This is a genomic window from Burkholderia sp. MSMB1588, assembly GCF_001546925.1.
Lineage (GTDB): Bacteria > Pseudomonadota > Gammaproteobacteria > Burkholderiales > Burkholderiaceae > Burkholderia > Burkholderia humptydooensis.
Genome location: NZ_LNJS01000001.1, coordinates 1,223,070 through 1,247,514 on the forward strand (window position 1 = coordinate 1,223,070; position 24,445 = coordinate 1,247,514).

20 protein-coding genes are annotated in these 24,445 nt (G+C 66.2%); 17 read left to right on the forward strand and 3 right to left on the reverse strand.

Features of this window, described 5'->3' with window-relative positions:
- Window positions 1-300: 300 nt before the first annotated feature.
- The 5 genes from carA to WS92_RS17340 all read left to right on the forward strand — a co-directional run bounded on the left by carA (window position 301) and on the right by WS92_RS17340 (window position 6,542).
- Complete coding sequence (gene carA, locus WS92_RS17320) at window positions 301-1,446, forward strand: glutamine-hydrolyzing carbamoyl-phosphate synthase small subunit (RefSeq protein WP_009911923.1); 1,146 nt, start codon at window positions 301-303, stop codon at window positions 1,444-1,446.
- Window positions 1,447-1,477: 31 nt separating this feature from the next.
- On the forward strand, window positions 1,478-2,137 hold the full coding sequence (gene leuE, locus WS92_RS17325) for a leucine efflux protein LeuE (RefSeq protein ID WP_006026342.1): 660 nt from the start codon (window positions 1,478-1,480) through the stop codon (window positions 2,135-2,137).
- 51 nt (window positions 2,138-2,188) lie between these two features.
- A complete protein-coding gene (gene carB / locus WS92_RS17330) occupies window positions 2,189-5,443 on the forward strand; it encodes a carbamoyl-phosphate synthase large subunit (RefSeq protein WP_059929553.1) in 3,255 nt (1,084 codons plus the stop codon).
- 119 nt (window positions 5,444-5,562) lie between these two features.
- Window positions 5,563-6,039, forward strand: coding sequence for a transcription elongation factor GreA (gene greA, locus WS92_RS17335; protein ID WP_006026344.1), 477 nt, complete (start codon window positions 5,563-5,565; stop codon window positions 6,037-6,039).
- Window positions 6,039-6,542, forward strand: coding sequence for a DUF4149 domain-containing protein (locus WS92_RS17340; protein ID WP_059929551.1), 504 nt, complete (start codon window positions 6,039-6,041; stop codon window positions 6,540-6,542). The genes greA and WS92_RS17340 overlap by 1 nt, the downstream gene beginning before the upstream one ends.
- A 67-nt stretch (window positions 6,543-6,609) precedes the next feature.
- On the opposite strand, the gene WS92_RS17345 is transcribed toward WS92_RS17340, so the two are convergent.
- A complete protein-coding gene (locus tag WS92_RS17345) occupies window positions 6,610-7,155 on the reverse strand; it encodes a YhbY family RNA-binding protein (RefSeq protein WP_006026346.1) in 546 nt (181 codons plus the stop codon).
- Between the two features lie 192 nt (window positions 7,156-7,347).
- Here WS92_RS17345 and WS92_RS17350 point away from each other — a divergent pair, with 192 nt between their 5' ends.
- The 11 genes from WS92_RS17350 (at window position 7,348) to phoR (ending at window position 19,585) form a co-directional block, all read left to right on the forward strand.
- Window positions 7,348-8,010, forward strand: a complete 663-nt coding sequence (locus tag WS92_RS17350) for an RlmE family RNA methyltransferase (protein ID WP_009911930.1) — start codon at window positions 7,348-7,350, stop codon at window positions 8,008-8,010.
- A gap of 167 nt (window positions 8,011-8,177) precedes the next feature.
- A complete protein-coding gene (gene ftsH / locus WS92_RS17355; RefSeq protein WP_009911931.1) occupies window positions 8,178-10,064 on the forward strand; it encodes an ATP-dependent zinc metalloprotease FtsH in 1,887 nt (628 codons plus the stop codon).
- Between the two features lie 112 nt (window positions 10,065-10,176).
- Entirely contained in the window at window positions 10,177-11,067 is an 891-nt protein-coding gene (gene folP, locus WS92_RS17360) for a dihydropteroate synthase (protein WP_006026349.1), read from the forward strand.
- A gap of 25 nt (window positions 11,068-11,092) precedes the next feature.
- Complete coding sequence (glmM, locus tag WS92_RS17365; protein WP_059929549.1) at window positions 11,093-12,451, forward strand: phosphoglucosamine mutase; 1,359 nt, start codon at window positions 11,093-11,095, stop codon at window positions 12,449-12,451.
- A gap of 424 nt (window positions 12,452-12,875) precedes the next feature.
- Window positions 12,876-13,904: a phosphate ABC transporter substrate-binding protein PstS gene (pstS, locus tag WS92_RS17370; RefSeq protein ID WP_006026351.1), complete on the forward strand. Its 1,029-nt coding sequence runs from the start codon at window positions 12,876-12,878 to the stop codon at window positions 13,902-13,904.
- A gap of 106 nt (window positions 13,905-14,010) precedes the next feature.
- Window positions 14,011-14,997 carry a phosphate ABC transporter permease PstC gene (gene pstC, locus WS92_RS17375; RefSeq protein WP_041861723.1) on the forward strand — a complete coding sequence of 329 codons (987 nt, stop codon included), beginning with the start codon at window positions 14,011-14,013 and terminating at the stop codon, window positions 14,995-14,997.
- Window positions 14,994-15,887 carry a phosphate ABC transporter permease PstA gene (gene pstA / locus WS92_RS17380; RefSeq protein WP_059929546.1) on the forward strand — a complete coding sequence of 298 codons (894 nt, stop codon included), beginning with the start codon at window positions 14,994-14,996 and terminating at the stop codon, window positions 15,885-15,887. The genes pstC and pstA overlap by 4 nt, the downstream gene beginning before the upstream one ends.
- A 15-nt stretch (window positions 15,888-15,902) precedes the next feature.
- Window positions 15,903-16,751 (forward strand): phosphate ABC transporter ATP-binding protein PstB, encoded by an 849-nt coding sequence (pstB, locus tag WS92_RS17385; RefSeq protein ID WP_015602404.1) that lies wholly within the window; start codon window positions 15,903-15,905, stop codon window positions 16,749-16,751.
- A gap of 20 nt (window positions 16,752-16,771) precedes the next feature.
- Entirely contained in the window at window positions 16,772-17,476 is a 705-nt protein-coding gene (gene phoU / locus WS92_RS17390) for a phosphate signaling complex protein PhoU (protein ID WP_006026354.1), read from the forward strand.
- Between the two features lie 28 nt (window positions 17,477-17,504).
- Window positions 17,505-18,206, forward strand: coding sequence for a phosphate regulon transcriptional regulator PhoB (gene phoB / locus WS92_RS17395; RefSeq protein WP_059929628.1), 702 nt, complete (start codon window positions 17,505-17,507; stop codon window positions 18,204-18,206).
- Between the two features lie 68 nt (window positions 18,207-18,274).
- On the forward strand, window positions 18,275-19,585 hold the full coding sequence (gene phoR, locus WS92_RS17400) for a phosphate regulon sensor histidine kinase PhoR (RefSeq protein ID WP_006026356.1): 1,311 nt from the start codon (window positions 18,275-18,277) through the stop codon (window positions 19,583-19,585).
- Between the two features lie 111 nt (window positions 19,586-19,696).
- Here the strand turns inward: phoR and ppk1 are convergent, their stop codons facing one another.
- Window positions 19,697-21,757 (reverse strand): polyphosphate kinase 1, encoded by a 2,061-nt coding sequence (gene ppk1, locus WS92_RS17405; RefSeq protein WP_006026357.1) that lies wholly within the window; start codon window positions 21,755-21,757, stop codon window positions 19,697-19,699.
- 275 nt (window positions 21,758-22,032) lie between these two features.
- Between ppk1 and ppx the strand changes: the two genes are divergently transcribed.
- On the forward strand, window positions 22,033-23,547 hold the full coding sequence (ppx, locus tag WS92_RS17410) for an exopolyphosphatase (protein ID WP_059929544.1): 1,515 nt from the start codon (window positions 22,033-22,035) through the stop codon (window positions 23,545-23,547).
- A 105-nt stretch (window positions 23,548-23,652) separates the two neighbouring features.
- Here ppx and WS92_RS35870 read toward each other — a convergent pair whose 3' ends face one another.
- A complete protein-coding gene (locus WS92_RS35870) occupies window positions 23,653-24,096 on the reverse strand; it encodes a hypothetical protein (protein ID WP_009911936.1) in 444 nt (147 codons plus the stop codon).
- Window positions 24,097-24,445: the final 349 nt, after the last annotated feature.

Consider the following 24,445-nt stretch of genomic DNA (forward strand, 5'->3'; position numbering starts at 1 on the left):
GGCGCGAAGCGCGCGGAAAGTGCGCTGATCGATTGAAGATAAGGCCAATTTCACGCTATAATTTGAAAGTTTGTGCTAATCAACCTCGCACCCTAGCGCCTACCTCCTTCATCCCGTTCGTCCGCCGCACGCCGCTTGACGCAGGCGATGCCGCGAAACCCGCGCCTGCGCGCGCCGTTTCGCGCTCGACCGCAAGCCCGCGCGCGAAAGCGCCCACGCGCGCGTGATGCGTCACGCGGCCCGCGAGCGCGCGGCAGGATAGACAGGTCGGCGGCAAGGGTGTCCCCCAAGGAGCCCCCCGTGTTGCCGTCTTTTTCTCCCGCTTTGCTCGCACTCGCCGACGGCACGGTCTTTCGTGGTTATTCGATCGGCGCGGCCGGCCATACTATCGGCGAAGTCGTGTTCAACACCGCGATCACCGGCTATCAGGAAATCCTCACGGATCCGAGCTATGCGCGCCAGATCGTCACGCTGACCTATCCGCACATCGGCAACGTCGGCGTGAACGCCGAGGACGTCGAAGCGACGAAAGTCCATGCCGCCGGCCTCATCGTGCGCGATCTGCCCGCGCTCGCGTCGAACTTCCGGATGGCGAGCACGCTCGGCGATTATCTGCGCGACGAAGGCGTCGTCGCGATCGCGGGCATCGACACCCGCAAGCTGACCCGCATCCTGCGCGACAAGGGCGCGCAGAACGGCTGCATCCTGACGGGCTCCGACGATGAATCGAAGGCGCTCGCGCTCGCGCGCTCGTTCCCGGGGCTCGCGGGGATGGACCTCGCGAAGGTCGTGTCGACGGCGAAGCCGTTCGAGTGGAAGCAGAGCGAGTGGCGCCTCGGCAGCGGCTACGGGATGCAGGAGACGCCGCGCTACCGTGTCGTCGCGTTCGACTTCGGCGTGAAATACAACATCCTGCGCATGCTCGCCGAGCGCGGCTGCCACGTGACCGTGCTGCCGGCGCAATCGAGCGCGGCCGAAGCGCTCGCGCTCAATCCGGACGGCATCTTCCTGTCGAACGGCCCGGGCGATCCGGAACCGTGCGACTACGCGATCGCCGCGACGAAGGAATTCATCGAGCGCGGCGTGCCGACCTTCGGCATCTGCCTCGGCCACCAGATCATGGGCCTCGCGGTCGGCGCGAAGACGCTCAAGATGAAGACGGGCCACCATGGCGCGAACCATCCGGTGAAGGATCTCGCGAACGGCCGCGTCGTGATCACGTCGCAGAACCACGGCTTCGCGGTCGACGCCGATTCGCTGCCCGCGAACGCGCGCGCGACGCACGTCTCGCTGTTCGACGGCACGCTGCAGGGCTTCGAGCTGACCGACAAGCCCGCGTTCTGCTTCCAGGGCCACCCGGAAGCATCGCCCGGCCCGCACGACATCGGCTATCTGTTCGACCGCTTCACCGCGCTGATGGACGCGGCGAAGACACGCAGCGCCTGAGCCCATCGCATCGGTTACGGAGTCTCGCATCATGTTCGGTCACGCACTCGGCATCACGGATCTCTGGACCTACGTGTTCGGCGTGGTGTTCATCATTCTGCTGCCGGGGCCGAACTCGATGTACGTGCTGTCGCTCGCCGCGCAGCGCGGCGTGAGAGCTGGCTACCGCGCCGCGTGCGGCGTGTTCCTCGGCGACACCGTGCTGATGGTGCTGTCCGCCGCGGGCGTCGCGTCGCTCCTGAAGGCGAACCCGCTGCTGTTCTCGGTCGTCAAGTACGGCGGCGCCGCGTACCTGCTGTACATCGGGCTCGGCATGCTGCGCGGCGCGTGGCGCAAGCTCGCGCGGCCCGCTGACGCGGGCGCCGATGCGCCGCGCGCGGTCGACGGCGAGCGGCCGTTTCGCAAGGCACTCGTCGTGAGCCTCCTGAATCCGAAGGCGATCCTGTTCTTCATCTCGTTCTTCATCCAGTTCGTCGATCCGGCCTACGCGCATCCGGCGCTGACGTTCGTCGTGCTGGGCGCGATCGCGCAACTCGCGAGCTTCGTGTATCTGAGCACGCTGATCTTCACGGGCGCGCGCCTCGCCGATCACTTCCGCCGCCGCCGCAAGCTCGCGGCGGGCGCGTCGGGCGGCGTGGGCGGCCTGTTCGTCGGCTTTTCCGTGAAGCTCGCGCTCGCGACAATGAGCTGAGCGCCGTTCGCGGATCGCGCATCAACGATTATTTTTTGAATCCCAAGAGCCATGCCAAAACGCACAGACATCAACAGCATCCTCATCATCGGCGCCGGCCCGATCATCATCGGCCAGGCGTGCGAGTTCGACTACTCGGGCGCGCAGGCATGCAAGGCGTTGCGTGAGGAGGGCTACAAGGTCATCCTCGTCAACAGCAATCCGGCGACGATCATGACCGATCCGAACACGGCGGACGTCACGTATATCGAGCCGATCACGTGGGAAGTCGTCGAGCGCATCATCGCGAAGGAGCGCCCCGACGCGATCCTGCCGACGATGGGCGGCCAGACCGCGCTCAACTGCGCGCTCGACCTGTTCCACCACGGCGTGCTCGACAAGTACGGCGTCGAGCTGATCGGCGCGTCGCCGGAAGCGATCGACAAGGCCGAGGACCGCCAGAAGTTCAAGGACGCGATGACGAAGATCGGCCTCGGTTCCGCGAAGTCCGGCATCGCGCACTCGATGGAAGAGGCGAACAAGGTGCACGGCGAGATCATGGCGGCCACGGGCGGCAGCGGCTACCCGGTCGTGATCCGTCCGTCGTTCACGCTCGGCGGCTCGGGCGGCGGCATCGCGTACAACCGCGAGGAATTCGAGGAGATCTGCAAGCGCGGCCTCGACCTGTCGCCGACGCGCGAGCTGCTGATCGAGGAGTCGCTCCTCGGCTGGAAGGAATACGAGATGGAAGTCGTGCGCGACCGCGCCGACAACTGCATCATCATCTGCTCGATCGAGAACCTCGACCCGATGGGCGTGCACACCGGCGACTCGATCACCGTCGCGCCCGCGCAGACGCTCACCGACAAGGAATACCAGATCCTGCGCAACGCATCGCTCGCGGTACTGCGCGAGATCGGCGTCGACACGGGCGGCTCGAACGTGCAGTTCTCGATCAACCCGAAGGACGGCCGCATGGTCGTCATCGAGATGAATCCGCGCGTGTCGCGTTCGTCGGCGCTCGCGTCGAAGGCGACGGGCTTCCCGATCGCGAAGGTCGCGGCGAAGCTCGCCGTCGGCTACACGCTCGACGAGCTGAAGAACGAGATCACGGGCGGCGCGACGCCGGCGTCGTTCGAGCCGACGATCGACTACGTCGTCACGAAGATTCCGCGCTTCGCGTTCGAGAAGTTCCGCGAGGCCGATTCGCGTCTCACGACGCAGATGAAATCGGTCGGCGAAGTGATGGCGATCGGCCGCACGTTCCAGGAATCGTTCCAGAAGGCGCTGCGCGGCCTCGAAGTCGGCGTCGACGGCCTCGACGAGAAGACGACGAGCCGCGACGAGATCATCCGCGAGATCGGCGAGCCGGGCCCGGACCGGATCTGGTACGTGGGCGACGCGTTCCGCGTCGGCATGTCGCGCGAGCAGATCTTCGAGGAAACCGCGATCGATCCGTGGTTCCTCGCGCAGATCGAGCAGATCGTGCTGAAGGAGAAGGCGCTCGCCGGCCGCACGCTCGCGAGCCTGACGAAGGACGAGCTGCACTATCTGAAGCAAAGCGGCTTTTCCGACCGGCGCCTGGCGAAGCTGCTCGGCGCGACGCCCGCCGACGTGCGCGCGCGCCGCCTCGAGCTGAACGTGCGCCCGGTCTACAAGCGCGTCGACACCTGCGCGGCCGAGTTCGCGACGAAGACCGCCTACATGTACTCGACCTACGAGGAAGAGTGCGAGGCGCAGCCGACCGACAACAAGAAGATCATGGTGCTGGGCGGCGGCCCGAACCGGATCGGCCAGGGCATCGAGTTCGACTACTGCTGCGTGCACGCGGCGCTCGCGATGCGCGAGGACGGCTACGAGACGATCATGGTCAACTGCAACCCGGAAACGGTGTCGACCGACTATGACACGTCCGATCGCCTGTACTTCGAGCCGCTCACGCTCGAGGACGTGCTCGAGATCGTCGACAAGGAAAAGCCGGTTGGCGTGATCGTCCAGTACGGCGGCCAGACGCCGCTGAAGCTCGCGCTCGACCTCGAGGCGCATGGCGTGCCGATCATCGGCACGTCGCCGGACATGATCGACGCGGCCGAAGACCGCGAGCGCTTCCAGAAACTCTTGCAGGACCTCGGCCTGCGCCAGCCGCCGAACCGCACCGCGCGCGCCGAGGACGAAGCGCTCGCGCTCGCCGACGAGATCGGCTACCCGCTCGTCGTGCGTCCGTCATACGTGCTCGGCGGCCGCGCGATGGAGATCGTCCACGAGCCGCGCGACCTCGAGCGCTACATGCGCGAGGCGGTGAAGGTGTCGAACGATTCGCCGGTGCTGCTCGACCGCTTCCTGAACGACGCGATCGAATGCGACGTCGATTGCATCTGCGACGGCGACGCCGTGTTCATCGGCGGCGTGATGGAGCACATCGAGCAGGCGGGCGTCCACTCGGGCGATTCGGCGTGCTCGCTGCCGCCGTACTCGCTGTCGAAGGAAACCGTCGCCGAGCTGAAGCGCCAGACGGGCGCGATGGCGAAGGCGCTGAACGTGGTCGGCCTGATGAACGTGCAGTTCGCGATCCAGCAGGTGCCGCAGTCCGACGGCTCGAAGGAAGACGTCATCTACGTGCTCGAAGTGAACCCGCGTGCGTCGCGCACGGTGCCGTACGTGTCGAAGGCGACGAGCCTGCCGCTCGCGAAGATCGCCGCGCGCGCGATGGTCGGCCAGACGCTCGCGCAGCAGGGCGTGACGAAGGAAGTCGTGCCGCCGTACTTCAGCGTGAAGGAAGCGGTGTTCCCGTTCATCAAGTTCCCGACCGTCGACCCGGTGCTCGGGCCCGAGATGCGCTCGACGGGCGAAGTGATGGGCGTTGGCGCGACGTTCGGCGAAGCGCTCTTCAAGTCGCAGCTCGCGGCGGGCTCGCGCCTGCCGGAGTCGGGCACGGTGCTGCTCACGGTGATGGACGCGGACAAGCCGAAGGCGGTCGAGGTCGCGAAGATGCTGCACGATCTCGGCTATCCGCTCGTCGCGACGCGCGGCACCGCCGCCGCGATCGAGGCGGCGGGCGTGCCGGTGAAGGTCGTGAACAAGGTGAAGGACGGCCGTCCGCACATCGTCGACATGATCAAGAACGGCGAGATCGCGCTCGTGTTCACGACGGTCGATGAAACGCGCGCGGCGATCGCCGATTCGCGTTCGATCCGGATGAGCGCGCAGGCGCACAAGGTCACGTATTACACGACGATGTCGGGCGCGCGCGCGGCGGTGGAGGGGCTTCGGTACCTGAAGGACTTGGAAGTCTATGATTTACAAGGTCTGCACGCTCGCCTAAACTAAGCCTCCAGTTACCTGTCGAAGACAATTCGTGCCGCGATTAAGCGGCGTTTCCGATGTTTCGGAAATGCGCTTAATCGCGGTGATTTTTTATATGGCCGTTTTTAGCTATTGAGTCGTTTATGAGCACCATTCCGTTGACGAAGCGTGGCGCAGATCAACTGCGCGATGAACTGCAGCGCCTGAAGTCTGTCGAGCGGCCGGCCGTCATCAACGCGATCGCCGAGGCGCGCGCGCAGGGTGACTTGTCCGAGAACGCCGAATACGACGCCGCGAAGGAAAAGCAAGGTTTCATCGAGGGTCGCATCGCAGAAATCGAATCGAAGCTGTCGGCTGCGCAGATCATCGATCCGACGGTCGTCGATGCCGACGGCCGTGTGGTATTCGCCGCGACGGTCGAGCTCGAGGATCTCGAGACGGGCGACACGGTCAAGTATCAGATCGTCGGCGACGACGAAGCCGATCTCGATCACGGCCTGATTTCGGTCAGCTCGCCGATCGCGCGCGCGCTGATCGGCAAGTCCGAAGGCGACGTCGCGGCGGTGCAGGCGCCGAGCGGCGTGCGCGAGTACGAAATCATCTCGGTGCTGTACATCTGATGGCCGGTTCCGCGGCGCCGCATCGCCTCTTTCGCCTGTTGGCGACGGTCTGGGTCGGCAGCCTGCTGACGATCGGCTACGCGGTCGCGCCGGTGCTGTTCGCGACGCTCGACCGGGCGGCGGCGGGTTCCGTCGCCGCGCGCCTGTTCAGCATCGAGGCGACGATCGGCGCGGTGTGCGGCGTGTTGCTGATCGGCTTGTCGAATCTGCTCGTGCGGCGCGGCCACGACGCGTACCGGCGGCTGCGCTGGCTGCTCGCGGCGATGCTCGGCTGCGTGCTCGTCGGCTATTTCGCGCTGCAGCCGTTCATGAACGCGCTGCGCGTCGCCGCGCTCGAGGCGGGCACGGATGTCGGCCATACCGCGTATGCAGGGCGCTTCGCGCTGCTGCACGGCATATCGAGCTTCTTCTATCTCGTCGAGAGCCTCGTCGGCGTGTGGCTGATCTGGCGGCTGCCGGGGCAGGGCGGCACGAGCCCGCTCGGCGGCGAGCGGCGCGCCTGAGCCTGCGCGCGTTGGTGCGCGGGCCCGCCGGCGGGCCGATCCGGCCGCGCGACGCGCCCGACGGCGATCACTTCTCGTTCTGATGCTGGCGCTTCGCGCTCGACTGGCGCTTTTTCGCGCGCTTCACGTTGCCGCCTGCCGTCACGCGCTCGTTGCCGAGCACGCGCACGGCCTGCGGCTTCGGCCGGCGCACGGCGGGCGCGTTGGGCGATTGCTTGATCACCTTGACGACGCGTGGCGCGCGGCCCTTCGCGGCCTCGGGCTGCGCGGCGCCCGCGCGGGCCGCCTCGCGCGCGCTCGGCATGCCGCGGCGGCCGCGCTGCGGCGCCGCTTCGGCCTGCTCGGGCTTCCAGATCACGAGCAGCTTGCCGATGTGCTGGATCGGCGCGGCGTTCAGGCGATCGCAGATTTCGTCGTAGATCGCGACGCGCTCGTCGCGTTCGTCGCCGAACACGCGGATCTTGATCAACTGGTGCGCGGCGAGGTGGACCTCGATCTCGGCGAGCACGGCGTCGGTCAGCCCTTCGGCGCCGATCAGCACGACGGGCTTGAGCGCATGGGCTTCGGAACGCAGCGCGGAGCGCTCGGCGGGGGAAAGCGAAAGGGCGGGCATCGGAATGAGGAATTCGAATCAAATTGACGGCGGCGGGCCGGGACGAGCGACGAAGCTTTTCCGCGGCGGCGTGCCGAAACCACGTAAAATCGCGGCTTGGGCCCCTCGGGGCCGAAAGCCGCGCCAATAAGACCCGTATTATCCGCCAAAAGCGCGGCTTCACGAAGCAATTGGCAGCAATCTCTCCATCGCATGGCAAAGAACCGCTTTAACCAATCCTGGTTGCACGACCACATCAACGACCCGTACGTCAAAATGGCGCAGCGGGAAGGGTACCGCGCGCGCGCCGCGTACAAGCTGAAGGAGATCGACGAGCAGGACAAGCTGATCCGTCCGGGCCAGGTGATCGTCGATCTGGGCGCGGCGCCGGGGAGCTGGAGCCAGTACGCGCGCAACAAGCTCGCGCAGGGCTCGCGGCGAGACGCGGTGCGCGAAGGCGGCATCGACGGCACGATCGTCGCGCTCGACATGCTGCCGATGGAGCCCATCGCCGACGTCCATTTCATCCAGGGCGACTTCCGCGAGGAGAGCGTGCTGCACCAATTGGAGGAAGTCCTCGCAGGGCGCTCGGTCGACCTTGTAATTTCTGACATGGCCCCCAACCTGTCCGGCGTGGCGGTCGCGGACGCGGCGCGGATCGAGCATGTCTGCGATCTGGCGCTCGAATTCGCGCAAAACCATCTGAAACCGGATGGCGCCCTTTTGGTGAAGTGCTTCCACGGCAGCGGCTACAGCCAGATTGTCGAGAAATTCAAGCACCAATTTAAAACGGTGGCGCCGCGCAAGCCAAAAGCTTCCCGCGACAAATCGTCCGAAACGTTTATTTTGGGTCGGCATCTGAAGCAGCCGCGCTGAACGTGGCATCGCGCGGCAGGATGCGCCGGAGCCCTTGCCAGCCGTGCCGCGCGCCTGTCGGCGCGGTAGCGAATCCTTATGGCGAGGGGCTGCGGACTGGATTAGAATGCCTGATGAGCGCCGCAAGGCAAATGTAGGCGCTCGTCTATGAGTGAAGGAGTGGTGCTTTGAACAACAATATGTTTTCGAAGGCAGCAGTGTGGCTGGTGATCGCACTGGTGCTGTTTACGGTGTTCAAGCAGTTCGACAAGCCCCGCGTCCAGGAAGGCGTCTCCTATTCGCAGTTCATGGATGACGCGAAGAACGGCAAGATCAAGAACGTTGTCGTGCAGGGGCGCAACCTCACCGTCACTCCCGCGGATGGTCAGAAGTACCAGATCGTGTCGCCGGGCGACATCTGGATGGTCGGCGATCTGATGAAGTACGGCGTGCAGGTCAGCGGCAAGGCCGATGACGAACCGAACGCGCTCGTCTCCGCGCTCTACTATCTCGGTCCCACGCTGCTCATCATCGTGTTCTGGTTCTACATGATGAGACAGATGCAGGGAGGCGGCAAAGGCGGCGCGTTCTCGTTCGGCAAATCCCGCGCGCGGTTGATCGACGAGAACAACAACGCGGTCAACTTCTCCGACGTCGCCGGCTGCGACGAAGCGAAGGAGGAAGTGTCCGAGCTCGTCGATTTCCTGCGCGATCCCCAGAAATTCCAGAAGCTCGGCGGCCGCATCCCGCGCGGCGTGCTGCTCGTCGGGCCTCCCGGCACCGGTAAGACGCTCCTCGCGCGCGCGATCGCGGGCGAGGCGAAGGTGCCGTTCTTCAGCATCTCGGGCTCGGACTTCGTCGAAATGTTCGTCGGCGTCGGCGCGGCCCGCGTGCGCGACATGTTCGAGCAGGCGAAGAAGCATGCGCCGTGCATCGTGTTCATCGATGAAATCGACGCGGTCGGCCGTCATCGCGGCGCCGGCATGGGCGGCGGCAACGACGAGCGCGAGCAGACGCTGAACCAGATGCTCGTCGAGATGGATGGCTTCGAGGCGAATTCGGGAGTGATCGTGATCGCCGCGACGAACCGCTCCGACGTGCTCGACAAGGCGCTGCTGCGTCCGGGCCGTTTCGACCGCCAGGTCTACGTCGGCCTGCCGGACATCCGCGGCCGCGAGCAGATCATGCGTGTGCACCTGCGCAAGGTGCCGATCGCGAACGACGTCGATGCGGCGGTCATCGCGCGCGGCACGCCGGGCTTCTCGGGCGCCGATCTCGCGAACCTCGTCAACGAGGCCGCGCTCTTCGCGGCGCGCCGCGGCAAGCGGATCGTCGAGATGCAGGATTTCGAGGACGCGAAGGACAAGATCTTCATGGGGCCGGAGCGCAAGTCGGCCGTGATTCGCGAGGAGGCGAAGCGCGCGACCGCTTACCACGAATCAGGCCATGCGGTGATCGCAAAGCTGCTGCCGAAGGCCGATCCGGTCCACAAGGTCACGATCATCCCGCGCGGGCGCGCGCTCGGCGTCACGTGGCAGTTGCCCGAGCACGACAACGAGACGTATTCGAAGGACTACCTGCTCGACCGCCTTGCGATCCTGTTCGGCGGCCGGGTGGCGGAAGAGCTGTTCCTGAATCTCGTCAGCACCGGCGCGTCGGACGACTTCAACAAGGCGACGCAGACCGCGCGCGCGATGGTGGCCCGCTTCGGGATGACGGACGCGCTCGGGCCGATGGTCTACGTCGACGACGAGAACGACGGCGGTCCGTTCGGGCGCGGCTTCACGCGCACGATCTCGGAGGCGACGCAGCAGAAGGTCGATTCGGAAATCCGCCGCGTGCTCGACGAGCAATACGGCCTTGCTCGCCGTCTGCTCGAAGAGAACCGCGACAAGGTCGAGGCGATGACGGCCGCGCTGATGGAATGGGAAACGATCGACGCCGATCAGATCAACGACATCATGGAAGGGCGTCCGCCGCGCTCGCCGAAGAGCGTGCCGCCGGCCGGCGATCCTTCGTCGGGCGGTTCGTCCGGCGCCGAAGTCAAGCCGGGCAACGCCACCGCGCCGGCATAAACGATCGCGGTTTTCGTTCACGGGCTGGTGTGGCTGTCACACCGGCCCGTTTTGCTTTCTTGTCAGACGCTTTTCGCCGCTTCCCATCGCGTTCGATCCGACGCTTCAGCCCGTGTCCAGTTCCGATCCCGTTTTTCCCGTTCCCGAGCCGCTGCTGTGCGGCCGTTTCACGCTGACCTTCGAGCGGCCCCTCGTGATGGGGATCCTCAACGTCACCCCCGATTCGTTCTCCGACGGCGGCCGTTACGTCGCCCGCGACGCCGCGCTCGCGCAGGCGGAGCGGATGCTGGCCGAAGGCGCCGACATCATCGACATCGGCGGCGAATCGACGCGCCCCGGCGCGCCGCCCGTGCCGCTCGACGAGGAGCTCGAGCGCGTGATTCCGCTCGTCGAAGCGCTGCGCGGCATGAACGTGCCGCTATCGATCGACACGTACAAGCCCGCCGTGATGCGCGCGTCGCTCGCCGCGGGCGCAGATCTGATCAACGACATCTGGGGCATGCGGCAGCCGGGCGCGATTGACGCGGTGCGCGATAGCGCGTGCGGCCTCTGCGTGATGCACATGCTCGGCGAGCCGCAGACGATGCAGGTGCGCGAGCCCGACTATCGCGACGTGGTCGCCGACGTGCGCGCGTTTCTCGCCGATCGCGCCGACGCGCTCGTGCAGGCCGGCATCGATTCGCGGCGTATCAGCGTCGATCCGGGGTTCGGTTTCGGCAAGTCGGTGATAGAACACAACTATGCGCTGCTTGCTCATTTGCCGCGGACGGCGCCCGCGCGGCCCGACGGGCGCGCGTATCCGATTCTCGCCGGCATGTCGCGCAAATCGATGCTGGGCGCGTTGATCGGCAAGCCCGCGCCCGAACGCGTCGCGGCGAGCGTCGCCGCAGCGGTCTGCGCGGCCGAGCGGGGCGCGGCGATCGTGCGCGTGCACGATGTCGCGGCGACCGTCGACGCACTGAAAGTATGGAGCGCCGTGCGCGATGCCGCGCGGCGCGAATAAGTCGAAACAAGGAGGAAGGTTCTACATGGGACGTCGTTATTTCGGCACGGACGGTATTCGCGGCAAGGTCGGCGATGCGCCGATCACGCCCGATTTCGTGTTGCGGCTCGGCTACGCGGCGGGCAAGGTGCTCGCGAGCGCGCCCGGGCGCGCGGCGTCGGGCGCTCGCCCGACGGTGCTGATTGGCAAGGACACGCGCGTGTCGGGCTACATGCTCGAAGCCGCGCTCGAGGCTGGCTTTTCCGCGGCGGGCGTCGACGTGATGCTCGCGGGCCCGATGCCGACGCCGGGTGTCGCGTATCTGACGCGCGCGCTGCGGCTGTCGGCGGGCGTCGTGATCAGCGCGTCGCACAATCCGTATCACGACAACGGCATCAAGTTCTTCTCGGCCGACGGCAACAAGCTGCCGGACGAGATCGAGGCCGAGATCGAGGCGTGGCTCGACAAGCCGCTCGAATGCGCGCCGTCGGACGGGCTCGGCAAGGCGCGGCGTCTCGACGACGCGGCTGGCCGCTACATCGAATTCTGCAAGAGCACGTTCCCGGCGGCGTTCGATCTGCGCGGGATGAAGCTCGTTGTCGATTGCGCTCACGGCGCCGCGTATCAGGTCGCGCCGCACGTGTTTCACGAGCTCGGCGCGGACGTGATCCCGATCGGCGTCGCGCCGAACGGCTTCAACATCAACGACGGCGTCGGCGCGACGGCGCCCGACGCGCTGATGCGCGCGGTGCGCGCGAATCACGCCGATCTCGGCATCGCGCTCGACGGCGATGCGGATCGCCTGCTCGTCGTCGACCACACCGGGCGGCTGTATAACGGCGACGAACTGCTGTACGTGCTCGTCAAGGATCGCATTGCAACTAACGGTCAAGTCGAAGGGGCGGTGGGCACACTGATGACGAATTTCGCCGTCGAGGTCGCGCTGAAAGATGCGGGCGTGCAGTTCGTGCGGGCGGCGGTCGGCGATCGCTACGTGCTCGAGCAGTTGCGTGAGCGCGGCTGGCAGCTCGGCGCCGAGGGCTCGGGCCATATTCTGTCGCTCGATCGGCATTCGACGGGCGACGGGATCGTCTCGGCGCTGCTCGTGCTCGCGGCGCTCAAGCGCAGCGGCAAGACGCTCGCTCAGATGCTGGAGGGCGTCACGCTGTTTCCGCAGAAGCTGATCAATGTGCGGATGAAGCCGGGCGCCGACTGGAAGGGCAGCGACACGATCCGCCGCGCGATCGATTCGGCCGAGCAGGCGCTTGCCGGCAGCGGCCGCGTGCTGATCCGCGCGTCGGGGACGGAACCCGTGCTGCGGGTGATGGTCGAGGCGCGGCAGGCAGCGGACGCGAACCATCATGCGGAGGCGATCGCCGACGCGGTCAGGCAGGCGACAGCGTAAGCGCGGCGCGCTCGCGCCGGCGCCGGTGCGGTCGGGCGGGGCCGGACCGGAGTCGAAGCCGAAGCTGGACCTCATATAGCGGGGTCGCCGATCCGGGACGAATCGGCGGCCCCGCGGCGTTACCGCGCATCCCCTCGAAAATTCGTCCGGCTAATAGAAAAACAAAAGGCAGGCGCGCATCGATCGCGGCGATGCGGTCCGCCCGCGATCCTCCGCCAACGCCGGCTTTTCCTTTGCGTGAATTTTTTCCTACGCTCTACAGGCGGTCCGCTCGCGCTCGCGGGCACCCCTGACAGACGGCGCTGCCGCCTTTCAATTAAGTCATGTTACTGTCATACGAGGTTCATCGATTGTCACATTACTGTCATGAGCAGCCCCTAATCTTCGCGGTGCCGTAGTCATCCGCTCACACACTGGAGGTCTCATGAAATTGATGCAAACCGCGTTCGCCGGTCTCGCCAGCGCGCTTTTCGCGGTCGCCGCACATGCCGACATCACGGGCGCAGGCAGCACCTTCGCCATGCCGATTTATACGAAATGGGCAGCCGACTATCAGCAGTCGGGCGGCGTGAAGGTCAACTATCAGGGCATCGGCTCGTCGGGCGGCTTGAAGCAGATCATCGCGAAGACGGTTGATTTCGCCGGCTCGGACGCGCCGCTGAAGGATGACGAACTCGCGAAGGAAGGCCTCTTCCAGTTCCCGACGGTGGTGGGCGGCGTCGTGCCCGTCATCAACGTGCCGGGCGTGAAGGCGGGCGAACTGGCGCTGTCGGGCGAGGTGCTTGGCGAGATCTATCTCGGCAAGATCAAGAAGTGGAACGATCCGGCCATCGCGGCGCTGAACCCGAAGGTCAAGCTGCCGGATACGGACATCGCGGTCGTGCGCCGCGCGGACGGCTCGGGCACGAGCTTCATCTGGACGAACTACCTGTCGAAGGTCAACGACGAGTGGAAGTCGAAGGTCGGCGAGGGCACGACCGTCAACTGGCCGACGGGTACGGGCGGCAAGGGCAACGACGGCGTCGCGGCATTCGTGCAGCGTCTGCCGGGCGCGATCGGCTACGTCGAGTGGGCGTACGCGAAGAAGAACAACATGGTCTACACCGCGCTGAAGAACTCGACGGGCACCGTGGTCGAGCCGAAGACCGAGACGTTCAAGGCCGCTGCCGCCGGCGCGAACTGGTCGAAGTCGTTCTACCAGATCCTGACGAACCAGCCGGGCAAGGAAGCGTGGCCGGTCGTCGGCGCGACGTTCGTGCTGCTGCACGCGAAGCAGGACAAGCCGGCGCAAGGCGCGGCGACGCTGAAGTTCTTCGACTGGGCGTTCAAGAACGGCGCGAAGGCGGCGGACGATCTGGATTACATCTCGCTGCCGGCGTCGGTCGAGACGGAAATCCGCAAGCAGTGGAAGGCGAAGGTGACGGACGCGGCCGGCAAGACGGTCGCCGAGTAAGCTTGACGGCAGCGTCATAGCGGTTCGCCGCCCGGCTGCAGGGCCGGGCGGCGTGTGCGGTACAGGCGGGCGACGCAAGCCGCCCGTCATTGAGAAACAGGCTCCCATGTCTGACATTCCTTTCGCGTCGACACGATCCGGCGACCAGGCGCCCATGCGCGCGCCGAGCCGTTACGGCGACATCGTGTTCGGCGGCCTCACGCGCCTCGCGGCCATCGTGACGCTACTCCTCCTCGGTGGCATCATCGTGTCGCTCATCATCGCGTCGATGCCGACCATCGGAAAATTCGGCCTCCCGTTCCTGTGGCACTCGGAATGGGACCCCAATTCGGATACATACGGCGCGCTCGTGCCGATCTACGGGACCGTCGTCACGTCGATCATCGCGCTCGTCATCGCGGTGCCCGTGAGCTTCGGCATCGCGCTCTTTCTCACCGAGCTCGCGCCCGTCTGGCTGCGCCGGCCGCTCGGCGTCGCGATCGAACTGCTCGCCGCGATCCCGTCGATCGTCTACGGGATGTGGGGCCTCCTCGTGTTCGCGCCGATCTTCGCGACGTATTTCCAGAAGCCCATCGGCGCGCTGCTGAGCCCGATTCCGGTCATCGGCGCGCTGTTCCAGGGGCCGCCGATCGGCATCGGCATCCTGTCCGCCGGCGTGATTCTCGCGATCATGATCATTCCGTACATCGCATCGGTGATGCGCGACGTGTTCGAGGTGACGCCCGTGCTGCTGAAGGAGTCCGCATACGGCATCGGCTGCACGACCTGGGAAGTGATGTGGAAGATCGTGCTGCCCTACACGAAGACGGGCGTGATCGGCGGCGTGATGCTCGGCCTCGGCCGCGCGCTCGGCGAGACGATGGCCGTCACGTTCGTGATCGGCAATACGAACCTGCTCGACAACGTGTCGCTGTACTCGCCCGGCAACAGCATCACGTCGGCGCTCGCGAACGAATTCGCCGAAGCGGCGCCGGGGCTGCACACGTCCGCGCTGATGGAGCTCGGCCTGATCCTGTTCGTGATCACGTTCATCGTGCTCGCGATCTCGAAGCTGATGCTGCTGCGCCTCGAACGCGGGGAGGGCCGCAAATGAGCGCGCCGATCGTCAACATGCCGGGTCCGGACGGCGCCGTGCTCGACGCGATGCGCGCGCGATTGCAGCGCCGCCGCAAGGCGACCAACGTGATCGCGCTGACCGCGTCGCTCGCCGCGATGGCGTTCGGCCTGCTCTGGCTCGTCTGGATTCTCTACACGACGCTGCATCTGGGGATCGACGGGCTGTCGCTCACGCTCTTCAGCGAATCGACGCCGCCGCCCAACACGGCGGGCGGCGGGCTCGCGAACGCGATCGTCGGCAGCCTGCTGCTCGTCGCGCTTGCGACGTTCGTCGGCACGCCGATCGGCATTCTCGCGGGCGTCTATCTCGCCGAGTACGGCCAGAAGAGCTGGCTCGCGAGCGTGATGCGCTTCATCAACGACATCCTGCTGTCGGCGCCGTCGATCGTCGTCGGTCTGTTCGTGTACGCGCTCGTCGTCGCGAAATCCGGCCACTTCAGCGGCTGGGCGGGCGTGATCGCGCTCGCGCTGCTGCAGATCCCGATCGTGATCCGCACGACCGAAAACATGCTGAAGCTCGTGCCGAATGCGCTGCGCGAGGCTGCCTTTGCGCTCGGCACGCCGAAGTGGCGGATGATCCTGAAGATCACGCTGCGCGCGTCGGTGGGCGGGATCATCACGGGCGTGCTGCTCGCGGTCGCGCGGATTGCCGGCGAAACCGCGCCGCTCCTCTTCACCGCGCTGTCGAACCAGTTCTTCTCGGTCGACATGAACCAGCCGATGGCGAACCTGCCCGTCACGATCTTCAAGTTCGCGATGAGCCCGTTTGCGGAATGGCAGTCGCTCGCATGGGCGGGCGTGTTCCTGATTACGCTCGGGGTGCTGGGACTCAATATCCTCGCGCGCTCGATCTTCTCGAAAAAGTAACGGCGGAGCAATCCGATGAACATGGCAGAAAGCCACCTCGATCCCTCGAAACTCGCCACGGGGCCGGCCGGCGTCGGCGCGGCGGCGGGGCAGCGTCCGCTCGCGCCGCTCAACGCGAAGATCGAAGTCAAGAACCTGAACTTCTTCTACAACAATTTCCACGCGCTGAAGAACATCAACCTGAGCATTCCCGAGGGGAAGGTGACGGCGTTCATCGGCCCGTCGGGCTGCGGCAAGTCGACGCTCCTGCGCACGTTCAACAAGATGTACGCGCTCTACCCGGAGCAGCGCGCGGAAGGCGAGATCGTGATGGACGGCGAGAACCTGCTGCAGTCGAAGCTCGACATCTCGCTCTTGCGCGCGCGCATCGGCATGGTGTTCCAGAAGCCGACGCCGTTCCCGATGTCGATCTACGACAACATCGCGTTCGGCGTGAAGATGTTCGAGCGGCTTACGCGCTCGGAGATGGACGACCGCGTCGAATGGGCGCTCACGAAGGCGGCGCTCTGGAATGAAGTGAAGGACAAGCTGGGCCAGAGCGGCTACGGCCTGTCGGGCGGCCAGCAGCAGCGTCTTTGCATCGCGCGCGGCATCGCGATCCGGCCCGAGGTGCTGCTCCTCGACGAGCCGTGCTCGGCGCTCGATCCGATCTCGACGGGCCGCATCGAAGAGCTGATCGCGGAGCTCAAGAGCGACTACACGGTCGTCATCGTCACGCACAACATGCAGCAGGCGGCGCGCTGCTCGGACTACACCGCGTACATGTATCTCGGTGAGCTGATCGAGTTCGGCGAAACGGAGAAGATCTTCATCAAGCCGGTGCGCAAGGAAACGGAAGACTACATCACGGGCCGCTTCGGCTGACCGGGTGACGGAGGGCAACAATGTCGGATAAACATCTGTCGAGCCAGTTCGACGCCGATCTCAACGCGGTGTCGTCGAAGGTGCTCGAAATGGGCGGCCTCGTCGAGGCGCAGATCACCGAAGCGATGCATGCGCTGAACGAGTTCGACCGCAACGCGGCCGAGCGCGTGATCGAGACGGAGGAGCGCCTCAATCACATGGAAGTCGAGATCGACGAGGAGTGCGGCAACATCATCGCGCGCCGGCAGCCGGCCGCACGCGACCTGCGTCTCCTGATGTCGATCTCGAAGACGATCACGAACCTCGAGCGCGCGGGCGACGAGGCCGAGAAGATCGCGAAGCGCGTGCGCCGTCTCGTCGACGAGCCCGCCGCGCGCGGCGTGAACATCGCCGAGATCAAGGTGTCGGGCGACATGGCGGTCACGATCCTGCGCCGCGCGCTCGATGCGTTCGCGCGCCTCGATACCGTCGCCGCCGCGCAGATCGTCAAGGACGACAAGGAGATCGACCAGGAATTCCGTGCGTTCGTGCGCAAGCTCGTATCGTACATGCAGGAAGATCCGCGGACGATCTCGGTCGGCCTCGATTATCTGTTCATCGCGAAGGCGATCGAGCGGATCGGCGATCACGCGAAGAACATCGCCGAATTCATCATCTACATCGTGAAGGGCACCGACGTGCGGCACCAGCCGCGCGACCTGCTCGATCGCGAAGCCAATAGCTAACTGCCGACAAGGACGGACCGAGGTGCCGATGCCCAGCAACATTCTCGTCATCGAAGATGAGCCCGCGATTTCCGAATTGATTTCGGTGAACCTGCAACACGCGGGACATTGCCCGATTCGCGCTTACAACGCGGAGCAGGCGCAGAGCCTGATCAGCGACGTGCTGCCCGATCTGGTGCTGCTCGACTGGATGCTGCCGGGCAAGTCGGGCATCGCATTCGCGCGCGACCTGCGCAACAACGAGCGCACGAAGCACATCCCGATCATCATGCTGACCGCGCGCGGCGACGAGCAGGACAAGGTGCTCGGCCTCGAGATCGGCGCGGACGACTACGTGACGAAGCCGTTCTCGCCGAAGGAGCTGATGGCGCGGATCAAGGCAGTGCTGCGGCGTCGCGCGCCGCAACTGACCGAGGACGTCGTGTCGATCAACGGGCTGCGGCTCGACCCGGCGACGCATCGCGTCGCCGCGCAGGGGGACGGCAGCGAGATCAAGCTCGATCTCGGCCCGACAGAGTTCCGCCTGCTGCATTTCTTCATGACCCATCCGGAGCGCGTCCACAGCCGCACGCAGTTGCTCGACCAGGTCTGGGGCGACCACGTGTTCGTCGAGGAGCGCACGGTCGACGTGCACATCAAGCGGCTGCGCGCCGCGCTCAAGCCGGCCGGCTGCGATGCTATGATCGAAACCGTGCGCGGCAGCGGCTACCGGCTCGCGAAACACGTGTAACGGGCGCGCGGCGCGAGGGGCTGCGCCGCAGCGTGCCATCGTTTTCCTCTTTCGTCGGGCGCCGTATCATGAACATCATCTGGGCGCGCTTTCTGGTGTCGCTCGTCTTGCTCGCGCTCGTCAGCGCGATCATCGGCGCAATCGCGGGCCCCGTGCCGGGCCTCGTTTTCGCGCTCGCGATGCTCGTCGTGCAGGGCTTCGTCAGCACGTTTCACACGCAGCGCCTCTGGCGCCTGCTCGATGCACCCGTCTACGGAGAAGTGCCGAGCGCGCCGGGCATCTGGGGCGAGATCTATTACCGGCTGCACAAGCTCGCGAAGCAATGGCACGCGCAGGTGCGCCAGGTCGAGCAGCAGCATTCGCGCTTCATCCAGGCGATCCAGGCGTCGCCGAACGGCGTCGCGATGCTCGACGACCGCGATCAGATCGAGTGGTGCAACGCGATCGCCGAAGTGCACTTCGGACTCGACACGAAGCGCGACCTGCGCCAGCACATCACGCATCTCGTCCGCCATCCGGATTTCGTCCGCTACCTGAACGGCCAGCATTACGACGAGACGCTCGTGATGCGCGGCATGGGCGGCAACCGGCAGAACGTGCTCGCCGTGCAGGTGTTTCCATACGGCGAGAATCGCAAGCTGCTGCTCACGCAGGACATCACCGAGCTCGAGCGCACCGACGCGATGCGGCGCGACTTCGTCGCGAACGTGTCGCACGAGCTGAAGACGCCGCTCACCGTGCTGTCGGGCTTTCTCGAGACGATGCGCGAGCTGCCGCTGTCCGACGACGAGCGCGCGCGCTATCTGGAGCTGATGGAGCAGCAGGCGTCGCGGATGCGGCACATCGTCACCGATCTGCTCGTGCTCGCGAAGCTCGAGGGCGAAGGCAAGCCGCCTGCCGATCGCGCGGTCGACATGCGCACGGTGCTCGATCACCTGAAGGACGATGCGCAGACGCTGTCGAACGGGCATCACGAGATCACGTTCAAGGTCGACGAGACACTCGCGGTGACGGGCGCGCAGACCGAGATCTTCAGCGCGCTCGGCAATCTCGTGACGAATGCGATCCGCTATACGCCGGAGGGCGGGACGATCCGCGTCGAATGGCGGCGTGACGGCGCGCAGGCGGTGTTCTCGGTCACGGACAGCGGGCTCGGCATCCCGGCCGCCGATCTGCCGCGGCTCACCGAGCGGTTCTACCGCGTCGATCGCAGCCGCTCGCGCGACACGGGCGGCACGGGGCTCGGGCTCGCGATCGTCAAGCACGTGCTGCAACGGCACGATGCGCAACTGGCGATCCAGAGCGAGGAAGGGCGCGGCAGCACGTTTGCCGCGCGCTTTCCCGCGCATCGGACGATCAGCCGGCGGCATGCGGCGTGACGTGACGCGCGTGCGGCGCGGTGCGCCCGGCGCCTGCGCCGCGCCGGAGGGTGTCGTGCTTCTCCGTCAAGGGTTTTCGACTCGGCGGAAAACGCGCCGCGCCGCCGCCCGTCAGCAGAATTTCGCGAGGAGCCCGAGCTGCGCGTTGCGCGGCGCCTTGCCCGCACGGCGGCGGCGATAGTGGCCGTCGCTCTGCATGAGCCACGCGGACTGGTTGTCGCCGAGGAACACCGACAGCCCTTCTGCGATCACGCGGCGCTTCAGCTTGCGCTCGCGCACCGGGAACGCGACTTCGACACGACGGAACAGATTCCGATCCATCCAGTCGGCGCTCGACAGATAGACGAGCTCTTCACCGTCCGCGTGGAAGTAATAGATCCGATGGTGCTCGAGAAAGCGCCCGACGATCGAGCGCACCGTGATGTTCTCCGACAGCCCCGGCACGCCGGGCTGCAGCGCGCAGACGCCGCGCACGATCAGGTCGACCTTCACGCCGGCTTGCGACGCCTCGTAGAGTTCGGCGATCACGGTCGGCTCGAGCAGCGCGTTCATCTTCGCGACGATCCGTGCCCGCTTGCCGGCGCGCGCGTTCCCGGCTTCCGCGCGGATGTGCTCGATCAGCCGCGGGTGCAGCGTGAACGGCGATTGCCACATCTCGTGCAGCTTCAGCTCGCCGCCGATGCCCGTCAATTGCTGGAACACGTGATGCACGTCCTCGCAGATCGTGGGCTCCGACGTCATCAATCCGAAGTCGGTGTAGACGCGCGCGGTGCGTGGATGATAGTTGCCGGTGCCGAGGTGCGCGTAGCGGCGCAGCATTGATTTGCCGCCTTGCGTCACGCGGCGCACGATCAGCATCATCTTCGCGTGGCACTTGTGGCCGACGACGCCGTACACGACGTGCGCGCCCACCGATTCGAGCTGTGCGGCCCAGTTGATGTTCGTCTCCTCGTCGAAGCGCGCGAGCAGCTCGACCACGACCGTCACTTCCTTGCCGTTGCGCGCGGCTTCCATCAGCGCGTCCATCAGCGGCGAATCGGTGCCCGTGCGGTAGATCGTCTGCTTGATCGCGACGACGCTCGGGTCCCGCGCCGCCTGCTGCAGCAGTTCGAGCACCGGCTGGAAGCTCTCGTATGGGTGGTGCAGCAGGATGTCGCCGCGATCGATCGCGTCGAACATCGACGGCGCGTTCGCGACCGCGGGCGGGATCGCCGGCAGGAATGGCGTGAACTTGAGCTCGGGCAGGTCGACGAGATCCGGCAACTGCATCAGCCGCACGAGATTGACGGGGCCGTCGACGCGATAGCAATCCTTCTCGGTCAGGCCGCTTTCGTCGAGCAGGCGCCGCACGAGATGCGGCGGCGTGTCGGCCGACACCTCGAGCCGCACCGCATTGCCGAGATGGCGCGCGGGCAGCTCGCCCTGCAGCGCGACGCGCAGGTTCGTGATTTCGTCCTCGTCGACGAAGAGCTCGCTGTTGCGCGTGATCCGAAACTGGTTGCAGCTCTTGACGACGAGCTTCGGAAACAGCTCGCCGACGAAGCGCTGCATCAGCGAGCTCAGCAGCACGAAGCCGTGCTGAAAGCCCGACAGTTCCTGCGGCACGCGCACGAGGCGCGGCAGCGCGCGCGGCGCCTGCACGATGCCCATCACCGCCTGACGGCCGAACGCGTCGCGGCCTTCGAGCTCGATCACGAAGTTCAGGCTCTTGTTCAGCACGCGCGGGAACGGATGCGCGGGATCGAGGCCGATCGGCGTGAGAACGGGCAGCAGCTCGTCGAAGAAATAGCGGCGCGCCCATTCGATCTGCGCGTCGCTCCATGTCTCGGTGCCGTGAAAATAGATGCCTTCCTGTTCGAGCGCGGGCAGGATCGTTTCGTGCAGCATCGTGTACTGCCGGTGCACGAGCCGCTGCGCGCGCTCGACGACGAGGTCGTACACATGCTGCAGCGACATGCCGTCCGGCGCGAGCGCGCCCGGATTGTCGCGCATCTGCTCCTGAAGGCCGGCCATCCGGACTTCGAAGAATTCGTCGAGGTTGCTGCTCGTGATGCAGATGAAGCGCAGGCGTTCGAGGAGCGGGACGTGCGGATCGGCGGCTTGGGCGAGCACGCGCTCGTTGAAGCCGAGGATGCCGAGCTCGCGATTCAGAAGCGGATAACGAAGGGACATCGGCAGAGAATACGGAAGGTCAGGCGCAGACTCGAAAGGTCGCTCGGAAATTCTCACGGTGCGATGACGTGCTGATGACAGTTTGATGTTTGTCGGCAAATCATACGCTCGAAAACCTGGGATTTCATAAAAGCGTCCTCTGGATACAATGAAAGCATGTGTCGGCCGGCTCGCGGCCGACACCGGAAGGCGCGCAGCGCTTAAAATGGCGCCTTTGATCTTTTCGGTGCGCGCAGCATCGCCTGCACGCACCAGGCGAGAACGGAGCCCCCTCGATGGTTACATCCCCGCATCTACTGGCTGCCGTCGATCTCGGCTCGAACAGCTTCCGGCTCATTGTCGGGCGCGTCGAGGAGACGCCCGCCGGCAGCCAGATCTATCCCGTCGACGCGCTGCGCGAGCCCGTGCGGCTCGCGGCGGGCCTGTCCCGCGACAAGATGCTCGATCGCGCGTCGCAGGAGCGCGGGTGGGAGGCGCTCAAGCGCTTCGGCGAGCGGCTGCGCGATTTTCATCCCGATCACGTGCGCGCGGTCGCGACCAATACGCTGCGGGTCGCGAAGAACGCCGGCGAGTTTCTCGCCGAGGCGGAGGCGGCGCTCGGCTTTCCGATCGAGGTGATCGCGGGCCGCGAGGAAGCGCGCCTCATCTATGCGGGCGCCGCGCACTCGGTGCCGGCGAACACCGGCAAGCGGCTCGTCGTCGACATCGGCGGCGGCTCGACCGAGTTCATCATCGGCCAGCACTACATGCCGCTCGTGATGGAGAGCCTCTACATTGGCTGCGTGAGTCACAGCCGCGCGTTCTTTCCGGCCGGCAACGTGGACGAATACACGATGCGCCAGGCCGAGCTCGCCGCGAAGCGCGAAATCCAGATCATTTCCGGCGAATACAAGAAGGCGGGGTGGGATCAGGCGATCGGCTCGTCCGGCACCGCGCGCGCGCTCGCGGAGCTCGTCGAGGCGAACGGCTTCAACGACGCGGGCGTGTCGCACGGCATCTCGCGCGGCGGGCTCGAGCGCCTGAAGCGCGCGCTCATCAAGGCCGAGAACGTGAACCGGCTGAAGCTCGTCGCGCTGAAGCCCGATCGCGTGCCGGTGCTCGCGGGCGGGCTGTCGATCATGCTCGCGGTGTTCGAGGAGCTCGGCATCGACTACGTCGACACGACGGACGGCGCGCTGCGCCTGGGCGTGCTGTACGACCTGCTCGGCCGCACGCAGCACGAGGACATGCGCGCGGTGACGGTCGACGGCTTCACGCGCCGCTACGGCGTCGATCGCGCGCAGGCGGCGCGCATCGGCACGCTCGCCGCGCGTTTCTACGACCAGCTCGACGAGCCCGAAGGCGAGGCTCGCGACGAAAGCCGCACGTTCCTCGGCTGGGCGGCCGCGTTGCACGAGATCGGGCTGTCGATTTCGCACAGCGCGTACCACAAGCATTCGGCGTACATCGCGAGCAACGCCGACATGCCGGGTTTCTCGCGCACCGACCAGGCGCGGCTCGCCGCGCTCGTGCTCGGGCACGCGGGCAAGCTCGGCAAGCTGTCGCAGTCGCGCGAAGTCGAATGGCCGCTGCTGTTCTGCCTGCGCCTCGCGTCGCTGCTGTGCCGGCGCCGGAACGACGCCGGCCTGCCCGACATCAGCGTCGCGCAGATGAAAAAGGGCGGCTACGAGGTGCACCTGCCGAGCGCGTGGGTCCAGCAGAATCCGCTCACCGACTACAGCCTCAGTCAGGAGGCTGCCGAGTGGGAGAAGGTCGGCATTCCGTATCGCGTCGTCTATACGGGCGCGTGATCCGGTTGCGCCGCCCGCGGCGCCTCCGCACGGCGGGCGGCGCGGCCAGGCCGCGCGGCGGGCCGGCCCGCGCATTGGGCTGTCGGCCGTCGTATGCCGGCGCGCTCACGGCGACGTGCAGACGATCGCCGTCAGAAACGGAAACGCATCCTTGACGACCGCCCGGCTGCCCGCCTCGCGCACCTTCGCCTCCACCGCTTGCATCGAGCCCCGGACGACGACGCCATATGCCCAGTCGCCGATCGGCTCGCCGTCGCCATGCGTGAAGAGCGGGTCGTTCTCCTGATAGCCGAGCACGACGTAGATCGGGAAACCGTAGGCGGTCAGCGAACGGTTCGTGCGGAATGCATTCATCGAGTTCGCTTCGACGTGCATCGGCTGCGAGCGGATCGCGCCGCTGGCGACGAGCGGCGCGACGAACGCGTGGCCTGTCGATGAGCAGTCGAGTGCGGCGTCGAGCGCTTGTGAGTCGGCGTACGCGGACGACGCGGTCGCAAGCGTCGCGATCGGGATCAGCAATCGAACAATCGGGCGGAGTGAGTGGTTCATGCGATGGCGCTCGCCGGGCAGGCGGCGGGTTGTCGACGGCCCGAGGCGGGCCGTTCGGTCGGAGTCGGGCGGGAAAGGCGCGGCATTGCAGGCGCGGTCCTTTCGAACGGCTTTTCTTTCGAACCTTGCGGTTCGGGCGCGGCTTGCCGGCGCCGTTTGCCCGATGATAGCGAAAACGCCCGGCATGCGCAGGCGGCGTGGCGCGGACGCGTCCGATGCACGTGCGCTGGGCGGGCGCACCATTATGCGGGCGCGGCGGCTCGCGACGAGGCGGGGGCTGCGCTTGGGTGACGTGTGCGCGTAGGCGACATGCGCGTAGGCGACATGCGCGTAGGCGATGATCGACCCA